The following is a 23,727-nucleotide window of genomic DNA, read 5'->3' as shown; positions in this document are numbered from 1 at the left end:
CTACAGCAGAGACAATTTCAAGCTCAACCGCGCCGCTGCTCTCTCCGAGTGGCGCCAACTTTGTTCAGCATAAGTTCCGGCATTTAGGGGTAAACAGAGACTGGTTCGAATTCGTCTGACAGCACCCCAGTATGGCTATGACAGCTGGGCCGTATTGGAATGGGAATGCTGCCTCAAGTCACCCGAACAAGGGGCGGCCGAAGGTGCGCCGTTTATTGCCAACCATCTGATTGAGGTGACTGACAAAGCTTTTGACGATTTCGCGGGCGGCGACCGCGAAGAGGCGCAAATCAAGCGGATGTTGGGCCTATGAAACCTTTGAAACTTGGCATGGTTGGCGGTGGCCACGGGGCGTTTATAGGAGGTGTTCACCGGATCGCCGCCCGTCTCGATGGGAAATGGGACCTTGTCGCGGGAGCATTTTCTTCTGATCCGGATCGTGCTGCGGCGTCGGCAGCCGACCTCGGTATCAAACCAGATCGCTCTTATTCCAGCTACGCAGAGATGGCCGCTGCGGAAGCAGCGCGACCTGATAGAATTGACGCAGTGGCGATCGTGACGCCTAACCACTTGCACGCAAACCCGGCAATTGCATTTCTGAGTGTAGGAATAAACGTTATCTGCGACAAACCCCTTGCAGCGACGCGAGAAGATGCCGAAGCCATACATGGCGCTGTCGAGACGTCCAATGCGAGGTTTATTATTACCCACAACTATACTGGCTACCCACTCATGCGACAAGCGCGCGAGATTATTGCTCGTGGTGAATTGGGACGGGTACGCATCCTGCAGGCTGAATATGCTCAGGATTGGCTAACTGAAGACACCCAGAACAAGCAGGCCAACTGGCGCACGGACCCCAAAAAATCGGGCGCGGGTGCTGTTGGCGATATTGGCACACACGCCTTCAACCTACTCACCTTTGTATCTGGTCTTGAGGCGGAAGCACTGACTGCGGACCTACACAGTTTTGTCGAAGGACGTCAGGTCGATGACAACGCCCACATCCTCTTGCGGTTTAAGGGGGGAGCCCGGGGCATGATCTGGGCCAGCCAGGTTGCCGTGGGCAAGGAAAACGGACTGGCATTGCGCGTTTACGGGGATAAGGGTGGCCTAGAATGGTGTCAGGAAAACCCGAACGTGATGCGATTCACAAGGTTTGGGGCCGTGACGCAAATCCTAACGCGGGGCGGTTCTGGACTGGGTGATGGGCAAGACCGTTGGACACGTATCCCACCGGGTCATCCTGAAGGATATTTGGAGGGTTTCGCCAACATATACAGCGATGCGGCGGACGCCATTGCACAATCGAGCGATGGGACACTACTCCCGGGTATCGGTGCAGCTCTTGACGGGATGTGGTTTATCACTGCCTGTCAGACAAGTTCTGCGAATGGCGCGGCTTGGGTGCGAAAATGAGCAATCTATCCGATGCGTTCGTTAAAAAGCATAGGCAGTCATTCGGGCGGCCGCAGCGAAACGGCGGGTTTGTCCCGCGATCCAGACAATTGCCTGCGTCGAGATTGAGCACTTGCAGCGAATGGCGGCTATGTGGGCAGTGAACGCAGCATCGTGAGGGTAACGTGAAAGTCCGGAAAGGGCCGAGAGTGCTGCGTCAGAGTGCACCGCCTGCTTGCAATCGCGCTACTACGCGACAGGTCATGTTGGCGCATCGTTTGCCGCCAAATGGGAAGATAGCATCGAAATCTCCTTGGACCCGGTGTTCGATTGCGGTTCGCAAACGGCGGCGGGCGCGAAACAGGCGTGTTTTTACGGTTATCGGGTTGATCTGTAACTCGCTTGCGATGGTAAGAATACTCATGCCCTCTGTCTCGCGCAGCAGGAACGGCAGTCGCAGATTGGGCGGCAGATCGGACACGGCCGTTTCAAGAAAGCCTCTCAATTGCGCGCGTCCTAGCGTTGCGTCGGGGAGTTCAGAGTTTTGTCTCGGGAAAGCAATCACCTTAGGTGTGCTGGTTTCAGCTACGGTGTCGTATTCTTCGGCAAAACGCGTTCGCCTGCGCTGCAAATGCGACGTGTTGATCACGATCCGGGTGATCCAGGTAGAAAAGCTCGCATGCTCACGAAACCCCTCCAGTTTGCTGAACGCAGAGAGATAAGCCTCTTGCAGCGCTTCTTCTGCCTCGGTCTCGCTGTCGAGGATACCTCGGGCGACGCGAAACAAGCGGGGGTTCAGGCGACGGATAAGCTCCCGGACTGCGAGTTCGCTTCCTTCACGCACGGCTCTTACTAGCTCAGCTTCCGACTTGGCCGCATCGGCGGATGCTTGTTGCCGAAGGCTTGTTTGGACCTTCATGATCCGTCCTCCCTGCTCACGGTGCCTTCCGAAAGGATCCTCTGTACCAAAGGCAAAGCTGCCAGGACCTCTTCCGACACATCACTCTTGTCGTTTGAACTTCCCTCCCATCCGGCGTCGCCAGGGGTTCCAACCACTATACGACCGACCATCGCCGACATTTCGTGCGGTAGGCAATAGTAGTCATATACTCCTGGTGCAGTCAGAGTGACTTCAAAATGCTCATCCGGAAGCAAAAAGTCGCTGTCCCATGGGTCGGCGTCAGTGGGAATGCGCTGCCTTCGATCATAGTTAGCCGGATGATAGGCGGTTGCCGTATGGCTGTTGCCGGGATCGCGATTGATGAACCGGACGGTGGTGCCCGGAGACACGGCAAGACCAACAGGATCATACCAGATGCGCTCGCCACGGGGACTTCCGCGCATCTCTACTGTGGCGGTCGGCTGCGCAAGCACGCTCCGCGAACCAGCGACGAAGGCGACTGCACACACCCCAAGCCATACAGCATGACGTCGCGTACAGATCATTCGGCCAGACGATCTTTTGCATTTTCATCGTGAAACAGAACGACATGCACATGCGGTTTATCCACGCCGGGGTGCCCAGCATTGTAATAAATATCTGTCGAACTGACTGTATGTGATCCGATATTCAGTCCATCGAATGACGTACCGTTTTGCAGATCGTCGAATGGGGTCATGTAGATCGTAGCTGACAGACGCCCGTCCCGATCATAAGCGAGAAACGGACCGGCGGGCAGTGTGGCCGGGTCAACGAAGAGTGTTCCCAGACCTGGGATGAACTCAGGCAGGGGGAGAACATCGCTCACCTTTACATAAGGATCACCGGCGGGGGCATTCGCGAGAGCCTGTTCATCGTGGGCTTTGGCCGCTGGTACGGCAGTGACGATAAATCCAAAAGCAAATACGGTGCTTCTAAGCATGGTTGGGTCCTTTCCAAGGTTTTCATCAGTTGCGCATTCGTGCGCTCATGGTTCATTGGATGCAGGAAAGGCGGAAAGGTTCCCGAAATTCTACGAATTCGCTCAAAACAGGTGGTGAATGCATTGAAGAGCAGCTTTGTCAGCGATGTATGAAATCAACTAATTCCAGATTTAGCGCTCGCAGCGAATGTCTCCTTCGACGGGCCGCACTGCGGCATCACCACAGGGTGGTCAACGTCCGGAATGGGCCGTCCGCATGATCAGTTATAGGTGGGGCAGGGGCCCTTTCTGCAACGGCACCGGAGTCTGGTATGAGCCCAATCTACCGATGCTGCAGCTAGTTCGAATGGGCGTGATGAGCACAGAACGGACGTCCCCGGGTTTGATCACTCCTCCTGCCGACTCCTGAGAAGAGGCAATAATACACACGCATAAGCCACCTATGGATTTACATCTAAGAAGCTTTCGTTGGAACGGAGGTCACTAAATTCGAGCCTGGCTTCAACTCTCCACCTGTAAACAATTGTACATGATCCAAAATTCTTTTCAGTTTTTTGCCATTAGGCCTGTCGGTACAAATCATCACTACAAACAAGGCGAATTTTGGCTTGGAGCGTTTCTCTGCCCCTGTTTCGCCGATGACAAGGAGGAAAGAAATGTTCAAGATTTCAGCGGGTCTCGGGTGCGTATTTGCTGCGGCAATCACCGCTTCGGCGGCCCAGGCAAACGAATGCGGTGAAGTATCACTGATGCAGGCCGATTGGGGGTCAGCGCAAATTGTGACCGCGGTCTCGAAGTTTCTGATGGAGCAAGGCTATGGTTGCGAAGTGACCACGGTTCCGCTCTCGAGCAACCCTGCGCTGGCATCCGTATCCGAGACCGGAGAGCCCGATATTCTGACTGAAATCTGGACAAACGGCGCGCCGGCTTACCAAGGGCTGGTTGCTTCAGGTGCGATCATTCCTGTGACCGAAGTTTTGTCAGATGGCGGTGTCGAAGGGTTCTTTGTTCCGAACTACCTTGTGGAAGAGCATCCGGAACTGGCAACAATTGAAGGCATCGCAGCCAACCCCGAACTCGTCGGAAATCGCTTTCACAACTGCCCCGAGGGATGGACCTGTCTAAATGTCAGCACCAACCTGATGAAGGCAGGCGGGCTGATTGATGCAGGCATTGAAAACTTCGTGCATGGATCAGGCGAAACCCTTGCGGCTTCGATCGCTGCCGCCTACGAAAACAAAGAGCCATGGTTCGGCTTTTATTGGGCACCAACATCGGTACTGGGCAAATACCCGATGACCCTGGTCGATATGGGCCCCCATGACCCTGAAAAGCACGCCTGCAACATCACAGCGGAATGCGCGACGCCAGAAATGAGCGCCTTCCCCCGCAGTGAAGTCGTTACAGTTCTGTCGAAAGAATTCATGGCCGAAAACGCAGCAGTGTCTGACCTGATGACAAATCTATCCTTCACCAACGCTCAGATGGGCGAAACGCTGGCATGGGTTGAAGACAACAATGCCTCCTACGATGAAGGCGCGGTGCATTTCCTAACAACCTACAAGGATGTCTGGGGGGCGTGGCTTAACGATGCTGCGCGCGACAAACTTTCCGCCTTGCTGCAGTAAACTGCATGGACAGGGGCATCCTCAGCGATGCCCCTAACGCACTGAAGTAGATCGGAAAGTGGGAAAAATGGCCTTCTATGACAAGTTATTCAGCGCATTGGGTTTGAGCGAATGGTGTGGCACGTCCGATGACAAAGCGCCTCTTTCGCTGGCTGATCTTGCGGCGCAAGCAGGAGGAGAAGAGGCCTCTGAGCCGCTCATTCCAATTCCCTCGTTTGATAATCTGCACGAAAGCTGCAACCGCATATGGCAGTCGCGCGATGTAACCAACGGGATCGAAGAAGGGTTTCTGGCAGCCAAACCGGTCCTGAAAACCGTTCTGGACCCGATCACGCAGCCATTGAGCTGGATATTGGATGGCGCACTTTGGCTGTTTGAAGCGACGCCATGGTTCATCATGGTCCCGCTTCTGGTGGCGATTTCCTGGTACGCGTCGCGTTCGCGCCCTGTGACGATCTTCGTCGCCGTCTCGATTATGCTGCTGGCCGTCGTAGACCACTACGATGTGGCGATGCAGACTCTGTCGATCATCTTTGTATGTACGACGATATCGGTGCTGTTCGGTGTACCCATTGGCATTGCCATGTCGAAATCTGACCGATTGCAAAAAAGCGTGGTTCCGTTACTCGACCTGCTGCAGACCCTGCCGACCTTCGTGTACCTGATCCCTCTGATTTTCTTGTTCTCGGTCACGGAATCCAAACTCTACGGGATTGCAATCATCCTTTACGCGATTGTCCCTGTGATCCGCCTGACCGATCTGGGCATCCGGCTTGTCGACAGGGACGTGATTGAGGCGGCCAATGCCTTTGGCATGACAGATCGCCAGAAACTGTTGCGGGTGCAACTCCCTTTGGCGTTGCCCAATATCATGGCCGGAATAAACCAGACCATCATGATGAGCCTTGCCATGGTCGTGATCGCCTCCCTGGTGTCGGCACCCGGTCTGGGCGTGAACGTGTTGCGCGGTATCCGGAACCTTGAACTGGGTGTGGGCATCGTCGCTGGCATCGGCATCGTGCTGCTCGCAGTGATCCTTGATCGCGTGTCCAAAGCAGCTCTCACACGGGTCGATAAAACCCAAGTCAAACACTAAGGAGCCTGTTCGATGACACAACCAATGGTCAGCCTGTCCGGGCTCTATAAAATCTTTGGCACCCGCGACAAGGACGTGTTGCAGCATGTCAAAGGAGGCATGGGCAAGGAAGAATTGTTGGCACGGCACGGGCACGTATTGGGTCTCAACAACATCAACGTCGATATGCAGGCGGGCGAAATCACAGTTGTCATGGGCCTGTCAGGCTCGGGCAAATCCACGCTGATCCGCCACCTGAACCGATTGATCGAACCCACTGCGGGCGAGATCATCGTGCAGGGTGAGGATGTGATGCAACTGTCCGAGGACGGGTTGCGCCATGCTCGACAGGAAAAGATGTCGATGGTGTTCCAGAAGTTCGCGCTTTTGCCGCACAAAACCGTGCTGAAGAACGCAGGCATGCCGCTCTCGGTGCGCGGCGAGGACGAGGCGACTTGCGACCGTGAAGCCGCCAAGTGGCTGGATCGCGTGGGTCTGAGCGGGTTCGAGAACCATTATCCAGCGCAATTGTCCGGTGGGATGCAACAGCGTGTGGGCATTGCCCGGGCGCTGACCGCGAACACACCGATCATGCTGATGGACGAGGCTTTCTCGGCTCTTGACCCACTGATCCGAACAGACATGCAAGACCTGCTGCTCGAGCTGCAAAAAGAGCTGCACAAGACCATCATCTTCATCACTCACGATCTAGATGAGGCGTTGAAGCTGGCCGATCACCTTGTGATCCTTAAAGACGGCTTTGTCGTGCAGCAGGGCGAGCCGCAGCATATTCTGTTGAACCCCAACGATCCTTACATCGAAGACTTCGTGAGCGACATCAACCGAGCACGGGTTCTGCGGGTCCGCTCGATCATGACCCCGCTGGACGGTGGCCAAGTGCCAGAAGATGCCCATGGCGAAGTGGACGTGAACGACACGCTCGAAAGCATGATCGCGCGGTCCGGCGGGGATACGTCACACGCCTATGTTGTCAAGGATGGGGAGAAGACAGTCGGCTCACTGGATATGACTGAACTGGTTCGCGCACTCGTCCCTCGCGTCGCATCCGAAGCAGGCGCACGTCAGTCCTGACGCGCGCTGACGACAAAGCTGGAATTCATCAGATCAGGCCCGAAATAGCCGCATGGTTGGGTCGGCTTCGATCTGTTCGAACAGCCAGTCAACAAACGTATCGAGCTTTGGGTTGGGTGCACGTTCTTTTTGCGTCGCCAGATACCAGCTGCCTGGCTCGGGCACCGAAATATCAAACGGTTTGACCAGGCGCTCCCTTTCAAGGTCACGCGTGCAAAACGGTGCTCTTGCGACGCTGATACCGTGATTTTTTAGAACAGCTTCACGGACCAGCGGGTAATTGTCGAAAACAGAGCCAAATTTCATCGTTTCGCGATCTAAGCCCGCCGCATCCAACCAGCAGTCCCAGTCATCCGGCTCATTCCATGTGTTTGGGACACTCAGCAACAGGAAATTTCTTAGCTCTTCCAGCGGCATTCCACCGCTTGCGGTTTTCAAGGCCTCCGGAGCACATACCGGGTAGATATCCGTTTCGAACAAGGGGCTATAGTCAAACCGTTTGTCAAATGGTGGCGCGTTGAACACGCCCACATCGAACCGGTGCATGTCATAATCACCGTCTTCAAAAGTAGAGACGATGCGCACGCGTGTGTCCGGATTATCCTGAAGAAAGTCTGCCAATCTGGGCTGTAACCACATTGTATTGAAACTTGCGTAGGACTGAACGAGCAACACGTCCGGTTCCTCAGGTGTCTGGATGCGCCGAGTGGCTTTGATGATTCCCTGAATGTGTTCGCGTATTGGCGGGTAATATTGCTCGCCAGCCGGTGTTAGCTCGACCGAACGGCTTGTGCGTTCCAGTAGTTTAACACCGATTGTTGTTTCTAATGCTTTGACCTGGTGGCTGACTGCCGCATGCGTCACACAAATCTCGTCAGCGGCCTTTCGGAAACTCTTGTGACGCGCCACCGCCTCAAAAGCGCGCAGTGAAACCAGCGTGGGCATGTGAGTGGTCATTGCTGCATCTCCTCGATGAAATCAATTCTGCTTACCCTCAAGCAGAGTTATCCGACGACGGGCGCGAACATAGCAGGGTATTGATACTCTTTTTCATAACCTGTCAGGGGGTAGCACGCAATTCGCGGTGCGATGTGATCGGTTAGAATTTCTTGATGAAAGGAAATTTCTTTCAATTCTTCCACGGGGTGAGAAATGCCAGATTAGCAGATAGAGATGTTATGGGATTCCACCTTCATGCCACCACTTTCACCCTCGCCAAATGCATATGGCTATCCGTTGCTGATTAAACACTTGCTGGCCGGATCCCAGCTCGCGTCAGCCAGCCAAGAGATCGTCAGCGGCACCGAAATGCGGTTGAGCTATGCGGACTTGGGCAAACGCGTGCGCCAACTTGCCAATTCTTTAAAGGCGAGCGGGATACATGAGGGTATGCGCGTTGGTGTCATGGATTGGGATACGCACCGTTATCTTGAGTGTTTTTTCGCGATCCCGATGATGGGCGGGTCCCTTTTCACGATCAACGTGCGTCTGTCTCCTGCTCAGGTTCTTTATACGATCAACCATGGACAACCGGATCTGATCATCGTGCACCGCGATTTCATGCCGCTCATTGAGGGTATCAAATCGGGCTTTGATCGGGACATCACCATCGTGCCGATTGGAGACGGAGAAGGATATGAAGAGTGGATAGGCAAAGCCCCAGGCAGCTTTGACTTCCCGGACTTCGATGAAAACCAAACGGCAACCTTGTTTTATACAACCGGGACCACCGGCAATCCCAAGGGGGTGAGCTATTCACATCGGCAGTTGGTCCTTCACACATTGAGCTTGATCGCAGGTTTCGGCGCATGGCCCGGGAATGCCGGATTTCATCGCGGCGACGTCTACATGCCGCTGACGCCCTTGTTTCACGTCCACGGCTGGGGATTTCCATATGCCGCAACGATGCTGGGGCTGCGTCAGGTCTATCCCGGTCGATATGACCCTGACACAATCTTGCGATTGATTGCAGACGAAAACGTCACCTTTTCACACTGCGTGCCCACGGTTCTGTCAATGGTGCTCGACCATCCGGGCTGCCCACAAATTGACCTGGACAGATGGAAAGTGATCATTGGCGGGGCCGCTTTGCCGCGAGGCCTGCAGGACCGCGCCGCGGCGGCAGGCATATCCTTACATGCGGCCTATGGGATGTCCGAAACCTGTCCGTTTCTGACGGTGGCCGATTTGTCCAGCAATGACCCCGAGATGCAGGCGCAAACCGGCTTTCCCGGCCCTCTTGTCGACCTTCGTGTTGTGACACCGGATATGCAGGACGTCCCACATGACGGCGAAACAACCGGCGAAGTTGTTGCTCGGGCTCCCTGGTTGACACAAGGCTATCTGGATAATGCGCAAGCCTCGGATGAGCTTTGGGACGGTGGGTATCTGCATACCGGGGATGTTGGGTATATCCGCGAGAATGGATCGTTGCAGATTACTGACCGCCTCAAGGATGTGATTAAGACCGGCGGCGAATGGATATCCTCACTGGCACTGGAAAACATAGCATCGTCTTGCAGCGGCGTTGAGGACGTCGCAGCAATCGGGCTGCCGCACGCGAAATGGGGCGAAAGGCCAGTGTTGGTCGCTCAAGCCGCAAAGGATGCCGACCCGGATCTTGTGCGCTTGAGAGTCATGGAAGAAATCCAGTCGTGGGTTGACGCAGGCGAGATCTCAAAATGGGCAGTTCCAGACGAATTAATCTTTGTCGACCGCCTACCTAAAACCAGCGTCGGCAAGCTCGACAAGAAACTCGTGCGGCAAGATATTTCAACGCGCTCGGACCTAAAATCATGACAGACAAACAACGTCGTATTCAGGCGCTTATTCAATCGATTGTCACCTATCTGCAGGCTCACAGAGCTGCCACGCGCGGCGTTGATCTGACGTTGGACAAGCTGGCAGCCATGGATCTGTCCGATGAGAAGCTCATTGACTTACCTCCCCAAGGAACCCGGCATGATGAGGTTCTGAAGAACGCTGTCGCCGGGATTGCAGCCCCGGAATTGCAGGAAATCGCAGGCTGTCTGAAAGCGGCCAAGGATGATCTGATCTGGCGCGAAGACAACGCCCAATTCTATCCCCCCGGTGCCGATTTGGGAGAGGGATACACAAGGTGCAACCTGCATACTCTGCTGATCGGGCCGGATGCATGTGGATATCACCATCTCGATTTCAACCTTGGCATTTTCATGCTGGGACCAAGGACGCTGTATCGCGACCACAACCACGACGCGCCAGAACTGTACCTGAACCTTTCCGAGAAATCTGGTTGGCGGTTTGGCACCCGTGACTGGCAGGATTATCCGGCTGGATCACTTATCTGGAACGCGGCGGGCGATCCCCACGCCACCCGGGTCTATGACCAGCCATTCATCTCCGTCTTTGTCTGGCTCGAGAACGTGAATTCACCCTGCAATGTAATCCACTTCGACGATTGGGCAGAGATCGAACAAGATCTTGCCAAACAGTCCAATTGAGGTTTCCAAACATGATTTCCATTAAACATACCGAGGGTGTCGCTTTCATTGAGCTGAATGCCCCGCCAGTGAACGCTCTTGGTCTCAAGATGCGACTGGCGCTTTCCTCGGCCATCCACGAGTTGGACGCCGATGAACAGGTCAAAGCCATCGTTCTATGTTCGGCTCTGCCGCTCTTTTGCGGCGGCGCTGACATCGTCGAGTTCCGTACCGGGGCAGTTTGGGACAAGCCGGACTTGCCAGACCTGTGTGAAACGATTGAAACCAGCAAGAAACCCATTATCGTCGCGATAGCAGGTCCCGCGATGGGTGGTGCGCTGGAGATCGCGCTTGCCTGTGATTACCGTGTCGCCACGCCGGATGCCGTGATGGGCCTACCTGAGATCAAACTGGGGCTGCTGCCTGGTGCCGGAGGCACCCAGCGACTACCCCGGATTGCCGGGCTGGAAGCGGCAACGCAAATGATCCTCTCGGGTGATCCCGTGAAAGGCGAATATGCCCTGTCTTGTGGGCTGGTCGACGCACTATTTGAGAACGACCAGGATTTTCGCGCGCATGTTTTGGGTTTCGCCACCCGTGTCAGCCATGAGGGCGATCCGAAACGCGGTTGCATGGATATGACCGTCACACACCCTGATCCGAAGGGATATCTGACGGGTTTCCGAGACCAGATAGCGCACACGTCCAAAAACCTTGTCGCCCCTGAACGCTGCTTGGTATCCATCGAGGCCGCGTGCGAATTGCCGCTGGCCGAGGGGTTGGCACAAGAGAAGGCAGGTTTCGCTGAACTGCTCGACACACCTCAATCGCGCGCGGGGCGGCATCTGTTCTTCGCAGAGCGTGAATGCACCAAGGTTCCCGGCGTTACCCGTGCTGACCAACCACGTAGCATTTCATCGGTCGCCGTGATCGGTGCCGGAACGATGGGGCGCGGCATTGCCATCGCCTTTCTGCAGGCGGGATATCCGGTCACGCTTCTGGAAACCACACAAACTGCGCTGGAACAGGGGCTGGAAAAGGTCCGGGAGCATTTCCAGCGTGCGGCTCAAAAAGGGCGGCTCAGTGCCGATCGGGCAGAGGCAATCGCCGCCAACGCCACCGGGACGCTCAGCTATGCAGACCTTGCGAAGGCTGACCTGATCATTGAAGCGGCGTTTGAAAGCATGAATGTCAAACACCAAATTTTCGCGAGCCTAGACCAGCACGCCAAACCTGGCGCGATACTGGCCTCAAACACATCGACATTGGATCTTGATGAAATCGCCGCGGTCACGTCCCGCCCGGAGGATGTGATTGGTCTCCATTTCTTCAGCCCGGCCAATGTCATGCGCTTGCTGGAGGTGGTGCGCGGCGCCAAGACCGCTCCCGATGTCATTGCAACGGCAATCACGGTCGCAAAGAAGATCCGGAAGCTCCCTGTCACGGTTGGCGTGTGCTACGGCTTTGTTGGAAACCGGATGCTGGAACCATACTTCCGCGAAGGATCTCGTCTGCTTCTTGAGGGGGTGACGCCGAAACAGGTGGATGACGTCCTTGAAGGCTTCGGCATGGCCATGGGCATTCATGCGATGGCAGATCTGGCCGGAGTCGATGTGGGCGCACGCGTGCGTCAGGAACGGCGTAGTGAAATCGCGCATGACCCGACATACCAGGCTGTGCAGGACAGGTTGTTTGAACTGGGCCGACTGGGTCAGAAAACCGGGCGTGGAAGCTATGTCTACGAGGGACGGACACGGGTCGAAGACCCTGAGATAGTTCAAATCAGTTCCGATCTGGCGGACCTGCATGGTGTGAAGCGCAGGGACATCGACGATCAGGAAATCCTTGAACGGTGTCTGTTTCCCCTGATCAACGAGGGCTTCTTGATCCTTGAAGAGGGCATTGCAACGCGCCCGGGTGATTGCGACCTGATCTGGACCAACGGCTATGGCTTTCCGAACTGGCGCGGCGGCCCAATGCACTATGCCGACGAGTTTGGATTAAGCCAGATTCTGGAACGCATGAACCACTATCGGCAGTCGCTTGGTGCCTATGGTGAGATGTGGTTCACGCCTGCGCCTTTGCTGGAAGAACTCGCAACCTCGTGCGTAACACTTGCCGCGCATTTTGATGCCAAAAAGGAAAAATCATGAGAGCAGCCGTTGTCGTCTCAACCGCACGAACCCCTATTGGGGCTGCCTTCAAAGGTGCGCTGAACAACATCAAATCCCCTACCATGATGGGGCACGCCATTCAACACGCTGTTGAACGTGCAGGCGTGGACCCCGGTTCGATCGAAGATGTCGTCATCGGATCGGTCCTTACGGCGGGAACCGCAGGCATGAATGTCGCGCGTTTGTCGGCGCTGGCGGCGGGCCTTCCCAATACGGTGGCAGGACAGACGATCGACAGGCAATGTTCATCGGGATTGATGGCCATTGCGACGGCCGCAAAGCAGGTCATTGTGGATGGTCAGAATGTCTCGGTGGCAGGCGGGCAGGAAAATATTTCCATCCTGCAGAATGCCTATCTGAAATGGGCGGGCGATGAGAAAGATCCAAACGTTATCGCCCAATCTGAACATGCCTATATGCCGATGCTGATGACGGCGGAAAATGTGGCGCAGGTATATGGGATCAGTCGTGACGCCCAGGATGAATACGCTGCACTTTCCCAAGGTCGGACGGCCCGGGCTCAGGCCGCTGGCGCCTTTGATGACGAGATCGTTCCGATCACTGCGATAAAGCGGGTCAAGAACCGCGAAACCGGAGAGGAAACCCTGGACGAGGTGACCTTGTCAAAAGACGAAGGCAACCGGCCGGGCACGACGGCCGAAACTCTCGGGGCATTGAACCCAGTTGTCGAAGGAGGCGTGATTACTGCCGGAAACGCAAGCCAACTCTCTGACGGGGCCTCGGCTTGTGTGCTCATGGAAGGCAAAGTGGCTGAGCAGCAGGGCCTCACACCGCTAGGTATCTATCGCGGCATGGCTGTTGCAGGAAACGCACCGGAAGAGATGGGGGTCGGCCCGATCTTTGCAATTCCAAAGCTGCTGAAGAATGCAGGTCTTCGCATCGAAGACATCGGCCTTTGGGAGCTTAACGAAGCCTTTGCCTGCCAGGTTCTGTATTGCCGTGACCATCTTGGGATCGATCCCGAAATCTACAACGTGAACGGCGGTGCAATATCGATTGGCCACCCCTACGGCATGACAGGTGCGAGACAAGTCGGGCATGCTCTGATTGAGGGGAGGCGTCGTGGCGTGAAATACGTGGTGACCTCCATGTGTGTCGGCGGAGGCATGGGCGCCGCAGCACTGTTCGAAGTCGCCTGACCCCACTGAAATTAGTTCAAGCAGAGCGTTATCTGGTTGAGACATTGACATTCTGTCATCTGCGAGGGTCGCCATCTGCAAGCCTGCGTTTCATGTCGACCGGAATTGGTGATACCTCCTGAGGCGTTATGACCAATGTCGCGCCAACGATCCTTTCCACGGTTTCCAGCCAGTTTGTCGATGACTGGCTGGCGGCGCTGCGTGCCCTGTGCCCAGAGGCGCAGATGGCTTCGCTGCTGAGCCGGTCCGGTCTGAACGCGGATACGCGCTCGCCGAATGGTCGCGTCACGCTGGATCAGATCGTTTGCCTCTATCAACTTGCTGCAGTTGAGACCGGCGATGAGATGATGGGGCTTTGGAGCAGGCCCGTGCGACCGCGTGCCCTGCAACACCTTCTGACGACAGTGCGCGAAGCCACATCCTTGCCATCTGCACTTTACCGGTTTTCGACCTTCTGGAATTTGCTGCTGGATGACTATCAGTTTGATCTGGATGACACTGACAGCGCCCTCACACTGAGCCTGAACCCGCAAACAGATGCGCCTGTGCAACGGTTTGGCCACATGCTGATCCTCAAACTTGCCCACGGGCTCATGTCTTGGCTGGCAGGGCATGAGGTTCCGGTTAAAGCCGTTGATTTCGCGTTTGATCGCCCGGACTTTGATCAGGATTACGCGATCATCTTTCCTGCATCGCTGCGGTTTGGCCAGCCCGCCACCGCAATCTCGTTCGATCCGAATGCACTGGGTCCCGTGCAGACGCGCAGCACCGCTGACCTTGACCGGTTTTTGCAAAACGCGCCGCGGGACTGGATTTTCACCTCGTCGCGTGAACACACCCAATCGCTGCGCGTGCGCACCTATCTGGGCCAAGCGGGATGGGACGCGGCCACCCTGACCCAGACAGCATCCGCAATGCACATGACCCCGCGCACCCTGATCCGCAGGTTGCAGGCGGATGGCACGTCGTTTCAGGCCATAAAAGACGCCCTGCGCCGCGACACCGCGATCCGCGACCTGCAGGCGGGGCGCAAAAGCGTTGAGGCAATTGCGCAGGATGTGGGCTTTTCCTCGGCTGCCAACTTTCATCGGGCCTTTCAGCGTTGGACCGGCAGCAGGCCAAGCTCCTACCGCAGGAAAAAACGTAAGGCGCCGTTTTTGTCACTTTTGGACAATGATCTGTCAGCGCAAGAGATAGAGCTTAGCAAGCCCGATCGCTAAATCTTGTTGCAACAAAGCATTCTTATCTAAATTTTCGCCTTTACAGCCCATCAATCCGGCCATCCGTGGCTGCGGGATTATGGCGTCATATGAGAATGATCGCCCCTGAAAGGACCGACCAATGTCAGACAAACTCGCCACCATACTCCAAGCCGCACGCGACCACGCCGAGCAGGTCATCCTGCCCAATGTGGACGCCTGGAACGCCGCAAAGAAGTGGCCCCGTGATGCGTCTGACAAGGCCGGGGCCGCTGGCCTGACGGGGCTCTACGCCCCCGAGGAGTTTGGTGGTCAGGGCTTGCCACTGGCAGAGGGCATTCAGGTCTATGAACAACTGGGGTTGGGCGATGGTGCCTATGCCTTTGCCCTGTCGATGCATAACATCTGCACCTTCGCGGGCTGCGGTTATGGCACGGATGCGTTCAAGGAAAAATGGGCGCGGGATCTGACTTCGGGGCGCAAACTGGCGAACTTTGCACTGACTGAACCGCAATCCGGCTCGGATGCCACAAACATGTATTCGCGCGCCCAGATCAATGATGACGGCACTTGGACGATCAGCGGTGCGAAGGCATGGGTCAGCTTGGCCGGTGAGGCTGATGTCTATTTCACCGTGGTCAAAACCAGTGACGCACCCGGCCACAAGGATATGGCGATGATCGCCATTCCCGCCGACGCGCCGGGCCTCAGCTTTGGACCGCTCTATGATACCCCGTCCTACAGCTTCTTGCCTCTGGCCGAGATGTACATGGACAAGGTGGTGGTGAGCGAAGACAACATCATCCTGCCGATCGGTCAGGGCTTGCAAGGCTCGCTCATGGCGATCGATATCGCCCGTGTGTCGATTGCGTCAGGATGCTGTGGATTGATGCAAGCCGCATTGGATACGGCTCTGTCCTATTCCAAGAACCGCAAGATGTTTGGCGGCAAGAACCTCGATCTGGACGGAATCCAGTGGATGCTGGGTGAGGTTGCGACCGATCTTGAAGCCTCCAAGCTGCTTTATCGAAAGGCGGCAGAATCCCTTGGCACACCCGAAGGCCCTCTGATGGCCGCTCATGCCAAACGGTTTGTGCCAGATGCCGCAGTGAAGGTTGCGAACACCTGTACGCAAGTGTTGGGCGGTATGGGTCTGCTGCAGCCTTATGGTCTGGATCGTTTGTCCCGCCTCGCACAAATGCTGCGGATTGTGGACGGGACAACCGAAATCAGCCGTGTAGTTATCGGGCGGGCCCTGCAAAAACGAGCGGCAACCTTGCCTGATTTGCCAGTACCGAAAGGATTTGGTGAAACCGGCTGAACGTTCCACCCCCCGGTGAAGCGGAACCAACCTGAAAATCTCCTCACAGATCGGTAAAATCGAAAGATCGGCCGCACACGTGCGGCCGGTTACTCGAGATTGCAGACCTTGGTGCAAACGCAGCGAATTCACACTTTGTCCCGCAACTCAGACACTCCTGCAAGGTGCAGCGAATGTCCGGTACCGGTAAAAGCAGCCATTCAAGTTCGGATTTTTGAACCACGCCTCGCAATGTCTGCTTTACGTGATCAACCGGTCATCTGAGTAAAACCGTCGGATGACCGCAACGAGCCCAAAGCAGACGTGGAGAAAAACGGCGATATGTGATAGCCAACAGGGAATAATTCACTGCTGAGTGCCAAATGGTTTGCAACCCCGTACCTAAGAAAGTCACCCATATTCCGGATTTCTTTGCCCTTGCTACCTGTCCATTTTGCCGCGATCAGCAGGTTGTTTCCCACCGTGATTTAAAGAGCAAGGGCAGGCCAATTGATGGAACTGCGGAGTGGGTGTGTTCACTTTGCAAGGGCATTCCGCGAAAAGGGCAGTTTGATTGAATTATCCCCCGGGGGCGGGGCTGATCTTCGAGGTCATACCCAGCGAGCAGCTATCGCCTCCATTCCAAACGGTGGACTGTGTGATCATCTGGAAGTCCTTTGAGGACCAAAGATCGTGCGGCCGCAAATTTGAACTCGTGATTTCCCCCAACTATGGCTCTCGTCACATCCGACACTAGAATTTCACCCGGATTGGCCGATGAAGTTATGCGAGCCGCTTTGTTGACCACGGTTCCGAAGAAGTCGCCACGCGCCAAAACAACGTCGCCGGTATGAATGCCAACTCGTAGGCCCAAGCGCGGTTCCACATCGCTCAAAGCCACGGCTTCCTGTATTTTGATCGCCGCCAGAAGCGCTTCAGTCGCTGATTGGAAACTGGACAATGTCCCGTCTCCCAGCGACTTCACGAATTGCCCCCGATGTGTTGCGACAATACTCTCAACAGTCTGAAAATGCTGATCTATCAACGCCGACCAACCCTGATCTCCCATGGCCGCCGCGAGCATCGTACTGCCTTCGACATCAGTAAACAGCACCGAGGCCAAACCTTCTGCCTGAAGCAATTCCGGACCTTCTTCGAGCGCAGCTTTCACAAGAGTTTGAATGGCTAACTGTTCGCTACCTACAAAATCTATATTTGGGTAGGGAAGAGAGGCGTGACGATTAATGATCTTCCATGACGCACCCTCTAAGACGAATACCAGCACCGTGCGGACGATGTAATCATCTCGAAGCCCGGGAAACCCAACCCGATGTAGAAAAGCAGACCAGCCCGTCTCTCCGTTCTCGAAGGCTTCGGCTTCGAGAACTTCCCACACATCCGGCTCTGGCATTTCGCCGATGAATTCGCCGACTCCATCGCGGACAACCTGACCTTTCCAAAACTCATTCTCGCCAGTTCCAATGAAGCGCAGATCGACCGAGTCGGAAAGGTAGTCCTTCAAAACGTGCGTATTTAGGGTCCTGATCGCCTCAAACCAGCGTTCTGTAACAGCAAGTATCTCAGGAGAAGCCTTGACCACAACTGTTACTCCCAACACATGCGAAACAAGCGCAAAGTAAATTCGTCGATCTGGAATTAGCCGTACTGAACTCTACCACCTTTATGCTGCCCACGCACAAGCATGTAATCAAGGAAGAAGATGGTAGAGGCGCCAAGCACACCTTGGACCATGCAGACCTGAGACAGAGTTGTTGAAGCTCCGTCTCGCCAGCGCACTTAGGGCTTGCTTCGAGTTTCAGCTTTGTCCGCCTCGCGGTCGCTAGCGAAGTTTCGGCGAATGACCAAACCGAGCACGAAACGTCCTATTAGGCCGCTGACAATATCTGTAGTTTTGACTCCTGCAAATTTGAAATTTGCTTTGTGAATTAGGTCACATCTCAATGAGTTTCATTCTGATATTTTGTTGGTATCGAGGGAGATTTAATCATGAACATGGTTGCTGCACTCGCACTGCTATCTGCTCTTTTTTATTGTATTGCTATGGTCGCCATGAAGTCATGGTGGACACTACCCAGCCTGGGCGTGGCAACCATAATCGCTGTTGCCTTACTGACAGCCGGCGCATTCGAAGTTGCTGCTCTGGGGCATGAAAAACTGGGGCTGATTTACGTGGCTGTAATGGGAGCTGAAGTCATAATTTTGGGTGTAGTCTCACATTTTTTCTTCGAAGAGGTGTACTCAGTCAAAGAAGCTGCCGGGATGGCACTAGTTCTTGTTGGAACAGCTGTCGCCTGGACTTAGCCCTTCGATTTCACAACGATCTTGCTGCTCAGCGACCTCTTTGAGCGCCCCTATAGTTCGCATAGCAGACATTCACGTTTCTTAAGTTTAGGTCTGCCATCCGTCCATAAGCGGATATCTGACCAAATGACTACGATGTCCGCGTTGAGCCCAAAGCAGTCGTTCATCCGTCGATGCAGAGTAGGTGCTCGAAACATGTTTGGTGCCGCCGCTACTGACGGTGAGTTACGATGTTAAAACCTTCTTCGGGTGATGGTGGCACGAAATGCCGCGCAATACGGCGATATTGATCTTCTGTTGGTGCAAAGGCATGCGCGCCTTCTCTGTTGCGCTTATGCAGCCGGTGCAGACAAACCTCATCTGGCAAATCCAAAAAGTGAAGGTGGTGCTGCGCAGTAGTGTCTTTCAGCAAGTCGCGCATCCAAGCTCTATTTTCAATTGTGTTAGCTGGAAAATCGAGAACCACTGAAACGCCAGCCTTCAGCAAATAAGCCACGTGACGCCCCATGACCGGTCGCAGTTTCAAAGCGCAATTCACGTAGTCCTGCAGGGACTTCATCTGGTCGCCAAACAGGGCGCTAAGCCATTCATCTTCCGAAATGAGCACGACTGCGTCTCTTTTCGCTAGTTCCGCTGCCAGCGTAGATTTTCCAGAAGCGACTTTGCCGCATAGCAAGTGAAGCGTTGAAATAGCCTGTGACATAGAACGAACTCCCGGACTACCTGATGGTCCCTGCGCTAAGTTGGTCCGCCAGTTGATCAAACACCAACCTGATCCTTCGTGCGGTATGTAACTCGGAGTGTGTCGCCAGCCAAATCGGGAACTTAAACGGCTCGCGGTCGGGGAGCACGCGCTCCACACCAGGTGTTAAGGCAGCCACATCATCCGACATTACACATATGCCAAAACCTTGGCGCACCAGTTGCCAGGATACAATCCCGCTTTGTGAGCCAATCCTGAAGCTCTTTCGTGTTACTTTAATGCCCGCCGGATCGAGAAAACCGATCATCGTGTCGATGTCGCCAAACCCGACAAAGTCCAATTTCGCAAGTTCGTTTTCATTTTTCGGCCGTCCCACCTGATCAAGGTACGAAGGTGCTGCGTAAAAATGGGCCGTTGCCTCGGCGACAAGCTTTGCTGTCAGATCCGGCTGAGTTGGACGCACATGTCGGATTGCGATATCAGCCTCACGTCGCTGTAGGTCTCGTATGTCATTTGCAGCAACGATGTCGATCTCTAGTCGCGGTGCCGCAAGTCGGATCGTTTTCAGTATAGGTGGCAGCTGATAAGCAGACATCACATCGGACGCAGTAATCCTGACTTGCCCATCAACAGCTTGCGACTGGCTTGTCGCAGTAAGAGAAATCCTGTTCGCCACATCCGCCATTTCTCTGACATGCAACAAAAGCTCGGCGCCAGCAGTCGTCAAATTAAGCGACTTGCCGACTCTTTCAAACAGGGTGATGTCAAGGGCCGTTTCCAGCGCAGCAACTTGACGGCCAACAGTGGGTTGAGTTTGCTCAAGAACGCGTGCCGCTGCAGAAAACGAGCCTTCTTCGGCTGTCGCAAGAAAGGACCGTACCTGGTTCCAGTCGAAATTGATTGCCTTCCAGTTCATGCATTTATGCATAACACTTCTGCAAATTGTGGCAATTCCATAAATGATTGTTTGGAAGTAAAGGATACGGCAACAACCTTTTTTGAGAGTAATGAAATGACTGCTTTGTCCAAGGATGCCGCGTTCTGGAGCAAAATCTCGCAAAAGTACGCGGCAGACCCAATCCGCAATATGGAAGGGTATCTGAAAACACTCGAGCTTACGAAGTCCTACCTGAAAGCGGAGGACATCGTACTGGAAATCGGGTGCGGGACGGGTTCAACCGCGCTGCTGCTTGCACCGCATGTCGCCCATGTCACTGCCACGGATCTCGCTCCGGGCATGATCAAGATTGCCGATGAGAAGCGTGCTAAAGAAGGATTGGAGAACGTCACTTTCAAGGTGGCTGAAGTTCTTGAGCACGGTTTAGATGAAGGTTCTTACGATGCGATCTTGGCGCATAATTTGCTTCATCTTCTGCCCGATTTGGACCAAGCGCTCGAGCACATTTCCGCGCTTACAAAACCCGGTGGGCTTTTTATATCCAAAACCGTCTGCGCACCTGAGAGCGGTGGTTTCAAGTATGCGATGATCAGTCGGATCGCCATCCCAGTCATGCAGGCTCTTGGGAAAGCCCCGTTTGTGCATTTTGTGTCTGGATCAATGCTTGAAAGGAAAATCGCGTCCGCAGGCTTCGACGTGCATTATACTTCTGATCAAGCCTCAATGCTCCAGAGCCGCTATATTGTCGCGCAAAAATCTTGAAATTTTAGTTCGTTTAGCTGCATCCGTTGAAACGATCTTTGCGTAAACTTGCACGATACTTTCATACTGGAAGGAACGGAGTTAACTCGGTCTGCTTGTACCTTAAGAGTGTTGTTGCGAAAGGCCGTTTTGTCCGCAAAGCGGACATACATCGCGATTTTGCGAACGGCTGCTTCGAGCCTATTCCGGACAACCTCTTCCTACAACTCGTAGCAAAAAAATAAGAGCTAAATGTGTGTGTGTACAACTTTGAGAGCATGCTCAAGTGTTGCTCGTGCAAAGTCAGCGTCTATGTTGCCAACTCCACCGACCGGAGGCATCAACGACGCTTTCCTCACTACCTTTTCAACTGGAAAAACCCGCCCTTCCATCACGGTTCCCCAGACTTTAACGTCCCTGATTTTCATTGGATCCACCGCAATAGGGTTGTCGTCGAGAATGGTAAAGTTTGCGCGTTTCCCCGGTTCGATGCTGCCGATCTCATGTTCAAGTTTCAATGAATAGGCGGCTTCGATCGTGACACCTCGAAGGGCTTCCTCTGCACTGACCCGTTGATCCGGTCCCGCGACACGACCGGAAGCAGTCACCCTGTTTACGGCACACCACATCAGGAAAAGAGGATCGGCTGGTGCCATTGGCATATCAGAATGCAGCGACCAGGAGATCCCTGCCTTCGAAATATCGCCGAGACGTACCATCGCATCCGCTCTTTTCGGCCCGAGACCGACAGAAGAATATTGGTCTGAAAGGGCAGTGACGTAGTATGGATTGCCACTGACGATGGCGCCAAGCTCCGAAATTCTCTGCACCTGTTCTTCTGCGCTAACCGCGAAATGAACCAGAACGGTCCGATGGTCATAGCGCGGATTGCGTCTCAGATTTATTTCGAGTGCGTCCAGAACGCGATCAAGTCCTGCGTCTCCGTTCACGTGCACATGAATTTGGTAACCTGCATCCCAGTAAATGCGGAATGCTCTATCAAACAGGCTCTTGTCCATCATCCATTCGCCAGTGTGGCCGTCCAGATATGGATCACGCACTTGCATGAGCAACGAATAGATCGCCCCATCCGCAAACAGCTTGGCTTGCTTGGGCGCAAGACTGGTCATGCCCCCATACCAGCTTTCCAGTTTTTCGGTCTCGGCGATCACCTGAGCATCATCGGAATAGGTGTCGACCAAAGTTTTGGCGTCCGGCATGAAAGACCAACGGAAGGGCATGTCAGGACTGGACATAACCGCGTTGATACCGTCCTGAACCGGCTTGGCCAGAATGCCGCCGGGTTCGTTTCCAAACGTGATGCCTTTGGCGTGCATGTAATCACGAGTCAGTGCCAAACCGGACTGCAACCGCTCTGGGGTTGCAGCAATTGAGGCGATGAAGGGCAGCACCGCAAACAATCCCTGTTCCCAAAATCGCCCCTCCGAAAATTTGGACTGTGCCTGCTCCGTAGCTGCAAACCCATTGACGACGTCCTGCGTGACATTTCCCATTTCTAGTGCGGCACTGTTCAGGATCATCTCATGACAAGACCTCGCCCAAACCAGTATTGGTTGGGTCGAACTTACGGCGTCAAGATCCTCCCGTGTAAGCGGGCCATAAAATGCTGGGTGATACCCCCATGAAACGACTGGTTCAGACGGATCAGTACGCTGTTCAACTGCTTTTGTTAGCCGGTCGGTGAAGTCATTTTTGTCCTTTACGGCAGGAACTGTGGCAGTCGGCAAAACCCAATCTTCGATCGAAAGGATTTCTGAAGACATCGTGAGAGCTGCCAGTAGCGGGTGATCGTGCTGAGCGAGAAATCCAGGGACAATAACGTGGTCGGTAAACGTTGTATCAACTTTAAAGCGCTGCCCTTTAAGGATGCCTTCAACGTCTTCAATACTACCAACCAAAAGGATGCGGCCATTTACGACGGCGACGGCGTCAGCTGAGGGCCTTGCCGGATCAAGTGTAACTATTTCCTTAGCCGTATAAACCGTCACCTCAGGAAGTGGTACGATTGCCGTTCCCAATTCAGAGAGTGAACCGGACTGTCCAAACGCAGTGCTGAGTGGCGTTAAGGCAGTTGCACCGGCAAGCCCTGATCTAAGAAATCCGCGTCGGCTAATCTTAGGCATTTCTGACCTCCTGACGTCTGTTTTTTGCACTATGCCGGAGAAACGCGGCGGCAGCCAAAAGTTTTTCGAATAGGTTTGTATGCTGAAGTTGTTTCTTTGCGAGCGTCCGCTTAGTCCGCTCAGCAGACGCTCAACGAGTTTAGAGGAACGTCTGCCTTGAGCCCAAAGTGTAAAATGCTGCAGAATCTGCCAATGGCTTCGAATTCGCGAAACTGGACGTTGGTGTGATGGAAAGCAGTTCAAAAAGTGCATTCGCCTAGCATTTTTAGTTACAACCGCATGAGCCAGCTCTGCCCTATTCGTTCAAAGCAGGTTGTTCTATTCGCGGCCTTCAAGGGTGAGACCCATGATCTTTGACAGGACGCCGCCGTGTCGCAGCAGGTCGACCTCTTGGAATGTTTCCACCGCCACTTTGCAACGGATATCGCCCAGCACTTCGTTGCCGCGCTGCCACTGCAAAGTAGTTTCCAGACCAGGCACCAGCGTCTCAGGTGGGCACTGTCAGAAGAAACTTATTGAGGCGGGCAGGGCGAGCACTTAGCGTCGCAGGATGACAAGACGCAGCCCTTT

Annotated in this window: 21 protein-coding genes and 1 pseudogene; 13 read left to right on the top strand and 9 right to left on the bottom strand. The window is 54.5% G+C overall.

Translation table 11 applies throughout. The annotated features are described in order from the left end of the window. Positions 1 to 127: 127 nt before the first annotated feature. Both AC2FD9_RS22890 and AC2FD9_RS22885 read left to right on the top strand, forming a co-directional pair. Positions 128 to 313: pseudogene (locus AC2FD9_RS22890) on the top strand (sugar phosphate isomerase/epimerase); the annotation flags it as partial. Continuing rightward, positions 310 to 1,419, top strand: a complete 1,110-nt coding sequence (locus AC2FD9_RS22885) for a Gfo/Idh/MocA family protein (protein WP_496838911.1) — start codon at positions 310 to 312, stop codon at positions 1,417 to 1,419. The pseudogene AC2FD9_RS22890 and the gene AC2FD9_RS22885, both read left to right, overlap by 4 nt. Before the next feature lie 196 nt (positions 1,420 to 1,615). On the opposite strand, the gene AC2FD9_RS22880 is transcribed toward AC2FD9_RS22885, so the two are convergent. The 3 genes from AC2FD9_RS22880 to AC2FD9_RS22870 form a co-directional block, all read right to left on the bottom strand. Next, entirely contained in the window at positions 1,616 to 2,317 is a 702-nt protein-coding gene (locus AC2FD9_RS22880; protein ID WP_496838910.1) for an RNA polymerase sigma factor, read from the bottom strand. Further along, positions 2,314 to 2,742: a plastocyanin/azurin family copper-binding protein gene (locus tag AC2FD9_RS22875; RefSeq protein WP_496758575.1), complete on the bottom strand. Its 429-nt coding sequence runs from the start codon at positions 2,740 to 2,742 to the stop codon at positions 2,314 to 2,316. Before AC2FD9_RS22875 ends, AC2FD9_RS22880 begins: the two co-directional genes overlap by 4 nt. Positions 2,743 to 2,840: 98 nt before the next feature. Next, positions 2,841 to 3,260, bottom strand: a complete 420-nt coding sequence (locus tag AC2FD9_RS22870) for a hypothetical protein (protein WP_496758579.1) — start codon at positions 3,258 to 3,260, stop codon at positions 2,841 to 2,843. Between the two features lie 656 nt (positions 3,261 to 3,916). Between AC2FD9_RS22870 and AC2FD9_RS22865 the strand changes: the two genes are divergently transcribed. The 3 genes from AC2FD9_RS22865 to AC2FD9_RS22855 all read left to right on the top strand — a co-directional run bounded on the left by AC2FD9_RS22865 (position 3,917) and on the right by AC2FD9_RS22855 (position 7,055). Continuing rightward, positions 3,917 to 4,888 (top strand): ABC transporter substrate-binding protein, encoded by a 972-nt coding sequence (locus tag AC2FD9_RS22865; RefSeq protein WP_142638587.1) that lies wholly within the window; start codon positions 3,917 to 3,919, stop codon positions 4,886 to 4,888. 67 nt (positions 4,889 to 4,955) lie between these two features. Continuing rightward, complete coding sequence (locus AC2FD9_RS22860) at positions 4,956 to 5,984, top strand: ABC transporter permease (protein ID WP_496838909.1); 1,029 nt, start codon at positions 4,956 to 4,958, stop codon at positions 5,982 to 5,984. 12 nt (positions 5,985 to 5,996) lie between these two features. Next, the gene (locus AC2FD9_RS22855) at positions 5,997 to 7,055 is read left to right on the top strand and encodes a quaternary amine ABC transporter ATP-binding protein (RefSeq protein WP_074738238.1); all 1,059 of its coding nucleotides are present in this window, start codon (positions 5,997 to 5,999) and stop codon (positions 7,053 to 7,055) included. 33 nt (positions 7,056 to 7,088) lie between these two features. Here the strand turns inward: AC2FD9_RS22855 and AC2FD9_RS22850 are convergent, their stop codons facing one another. Next, positions 7,089 to 8,012, bottom strand: a complete 924-nt coding sequence (locus AC2FD9_RS22850) for a LysR substrate-binding domain-containing protein (RefSeq protein WP_058277183.1) — start codon at positions 8,010 to 8,012, stop codon at positions 7,089 to 7,091. Positions 8,013 to 8,249: 237 nt separating this feature from the next. Between AC2FD9_RS22850 and AC2FD9_RS22845 the strand changes: the two genes are divergently transcribed. From AC2FD9_RS22845 to AC2FD9_RS22820, 6 genes are all read left to right on the top strand, one after another. Continuing rightward, on the top strand, positions 8,250 to 9,854 hold the full coding sequence (locus AC2FD9_RS22845) for a fatty acid--CoA ligase (RefSeq protein ID WP_142638589.1): 1,605 nt from the start codon (positions 8,250 to 8,252) through the stop codon (positions 9,852 to 9,854). After that, positions 9,851 to 10,537, top strand: coding sequence for a dimethylsulfonioproprionate lyase family protein (locus AC2FD9_RS22840; protein WP_058277181.1), 687 nt, complete (start codon positions 9,851 to 9,853; stop codon positions 10,535 to 10,537). Before AC2FD9_RS22845 ends, AC2FD9_RS22840 begins: the two co-directional genes overlap by 4 nt. Before the next feature lie 11 nt (positions 10,538 to 10,548). Next, the gene (locus AC2FD9_RS22835) at positions 10,549 to 12,669 is read left to right on the top strand and encodes a 3-hydroxyacyl-CoA dehydrogenase NAD-binding domain-containing protein (protein ID WP_142638592.1); all 2,121 of its coding nucleotides are present in this window, start codon (positions 10,549 to 10,551) and stop codon (positions 12,667 to 12,669) included. Continuing rightward, positions 12,666 to 13,850 carry an acetyl-CoA C-acyltransferase gene (locus AC2FD9_RS22830; RefSeq protein WP_142638594.1) on the top strand — a complete coding sequence of 395 codons (1,185 nt, stop codon included), beginning with the start codon at positions 12,666 to 12,668 and terminating at the stop codon, positions 13,848 to 13,850. The genes AC2FD9_RS22835 and AC2FD9_RS22830 overlap by 4 nt, the downstream gene beginning before the upstream one ends. Before the next feature lie 128 nt (positions 13,851 to 13,978). Beyond that, positions 13,979 to 15,070: an AraC family transcriptional regulator gene (locus AC2FD9_RS22825; RefSeq protein WP_246097261.1), complete on the top strand. Its 1,092-nt coding sequence runs from the start codon at positions 13,979 to 13,981 to the stop codon at positions 15,068 to 15,070. A gap of 121 nt (positions 15,071 to 15,191) precedes the next feature. Next, positions 15,192 to 16,370, top strand: coding sequence for an acyl-CoA dehydrogenase family protein (locus tag AC2FD9_RS22820; protein WP_142638596.1), 1,179 nt, complete (start codon positions 15,192 to 15,194; stop codon positions 16,368 to 16,370). A 607-nt stretch (positions 16,371 to 16,977) separates the two neighbouring features. On the opposite strand, the gene AC2FD9_RS22815 is transcribed toward AC2FD9_RS22820, so the two are convergent. Beyond that, complete coding sequence (locus AC2FD9_RS22815; protein ID WP_496838908.1) at positions 16,978 to 17,964, bottom strand: adenylate/guanylate cyclase domain-containing protein; 987 nt, start codon at positions 17,962 to 17,964, stop codon at positions 16,978 to 16,980. A gap of 392 nt (positions 17,965 to 18,356) precedes the next feature. Between AC2FD9_RS22815 and AC2FD9_RS22810 the strand changes: the two genes are divergently transcribed. Further along, positions 18,357 to 18,671, top strand: coding sequence for a hypothetical protein (locus AC2FD9_RS22810; protein WP_170383373.1), 315 nt, complete (start codon positions 18,357 to 18,359; stop codon positions 18,669 to 18,671). A 211-nt stretch (positions 18,672 to 18,882) separates the two neighbouring features. Here AC2FD9_RS22810 and AC2FD9_RS22805 read toward each other — a convergent pair whose 3' ends face one another. Continuing rightward, entirely contained in the window at positions 18,883 to 19,374 is a 492-nt protein-coding gene (locus AC2FD9_RS22805; protein WP_496838907.1) for a P-loop nucleotide/nucleoside kinase family protein, read from the bottom strand. 16 nt (positions 19,375 to 19,390) lie between these two features. Then, positions 19,391 to 20,302 carry a LysR family transcriptional regulator gene (locus AC2FD9_RS22800; RefSeq protein WP_496838912.1) on the bottom strand — a complete coding sequence of 304 codons (912 nt, stop codon included), beginning with the start codon at positions 20,300 to 20,302 and terminating at the stop codon, positions 19,391 to 19,393. 93 nt (positions 20,303 to 20,395) lie between these two features. Here AC2FD9_RS22800 and AC2FD9_RS22795 point away from each other — a divergent pair, with 93 nt between their 5' ends. Then, complete coding sequence (locus tag AC2FD9_RS22795; RefSeq protein ID WP_496838906.1) at positions 20,396 to 21,034, top strand: class I SAM-dependent methyltransferase; 639 nt, start codon at positions 20,396 to 20,398, stop codon at positions 21,032 to 21,034. 227 nt (positions 21,035 to 21,261) lie between these two features. Here AC2FD9_RS22795 and AC2FD9_RS22790 read toward each other — a convergent pair whose 3' ends face one another. After that, positions 21,262 to 23,157: an amidohydrolase gene (locus AC2FD9_RS22790; protein WP_496838905.1), complete on the bottom strand. Its 1,896-nt coding sequence runs from the start codon at positions 23,155 to 23,157 to the stop codon at positions 21,262 to 21,264. 318 nt (positions 23,158 to 23,475) lie between these two features. Continuing rightward, complete coding sequence (locus AC2FD9_RS22785; RefSeq protein ID WP_496838904.1) at positions 23,476 to 23,637, bottom strand: hypothetical protein; 162 nt, start codon at positions 23,635 to 23,637, stop codon at positions 23,476 to 23,478. Positions 23,638 to 23,727 lie beyond the last annotated feature (90 nt).

It is taken from the genome of Ruegeria sp. YTSC230 (assembly GCF_059609665.1).
Note: the sequence above shows the minus strand (reverse complement) of the source record. Positions and strands in the feature narration are given on the sequence as shown.

Bases quoted from the DNA above. Each gene is read 5' to 3' on its own strand.
- AC2FD9_RS22830 (WP_142638594.1), top strand. From the start codon at position 12,666: ATGAGAGCAGCCGTTGTCGTCTCAACCGCACGAACCCCTATTGGGGCT.
- AC2FD9_RS22870 (WP_496758579.1), bottom strand. From the start codon at position 3,260: ATGCTTAGAAGCACCGTATTTGCTTTTGGATTTATCGTCACTGCCGTA.
- AC2FD9_RS22825 (WP_246097261.1), top strand. From the start codon at position 13,979: ATGACCAATGTCGCGCCAACGATCCTTTCCACGGTTTCCAGCCAGTTT.
- AC2FD9_RS22790 (WP_496838905.1), bottom strand. From the start codon at position 23,157: ATGCCTAAGATTAGCCGACGCGGATTTCTTAGATCAGGGCTTGCCGGT.
- AC2FD9_RS22810 (WP_170383373.1), top strand. From the start codon at position 18,357: ATGAACATGGTTGCTGCACTCGCACTGCTATCTGCTCTTTTTTATTGT.
- AC2FD9_RS22850 (WP_058277183.1), bottom strand. From the start codon at position 8,012: ATGACCACTCACATGCCCACGCTGGTTTCACTGCGCGCTTTTGAGGCG.
- AC2FD9_RS22855 (WP_074738238.1), top strand. From the start codon at position 5,997: ATGACACAACCAATGGTCAGCCTGTCCGGGCTCTATAAAATCTTTGGC.
- AC2FD9_RS22860 (WP_496838909.1), top strand. From the start codon at position 4,956: ATGGCCTTCTATGACAAGTTATTCAGCGCATTGGGTTTGAGCGAATGG.
- AC2FD9_RS22840 (WP_058277181.1), top strand. From the start codon at position 9,851: ATGACAGACAAACAACGTCGTATTCAGGCGCTTATTCAATCGATTGTC.
- AC2FD9_RS22880 (WP_496838910.1), bottom strand. From the start codon at position 2,317: ATGAAGGTCCAAACAAGCCTTCGGCAACAAGCATCCGCCGATGCGGCC.
- AC2FD9_RS22875 (WP_496758575.1), bottom strand. From the start codon at position 2,742: ATGCGCGGAAGTCCCCGTGGCGAGCGCATCTGGTATGATCCTGTTGGT.
- AC2FD9_RS22845 (WP_142638589.1), top strand. From the start codon at position 8,250: ATGCCACCACTTTCACCCTCGCCAAATGCATATGGCTATCCGTTGCTG.
- AC2FD9_RS22805 (WP_496838907.1), bottom strand. From the start codon at position 19,374: ATGTCACAGGCTATTTCAACGCTTCACTTGCTATGCGGCAAAGTCGCT.
- AC2FD9_RS22865 (WP_142638587.1), top strand. From the start codon at position 3,917: ATGTTCAAGATTTCAGCGGGTCTCGGGTGCGTATTTGCTGCGGCAATC.
- AC2FD9_RS22885 (WP_496838911.1), top strand. From the start codon at position 310: ATGAAACCTTTGAAACTTGGCATGGTTGGCGGTGGCCACGGGGCGTTT.
- AC2FD9_RS22835 (WP_142638592.1), top strand. From the start codon at position 10,549: ATGATTTCCATTAAACATACCGAGGGTGTCGCTTTCATTGAGCTGAAT.
- AC2FD9_RS22820 (WP_142638596.1), top strand. From the start codon at position 15,192: ATGTCAGACAAACTCGCCACCATACTCCAAGCCGCACGCGACCACGCC.
- AC2FD9_RS22800 (WP_496838912.1), bottom strand. From the start codon at position 20,302: ATGCATAAATGCATGAACTGGAAGGCAATCAATTTCGACTGGAACCAG.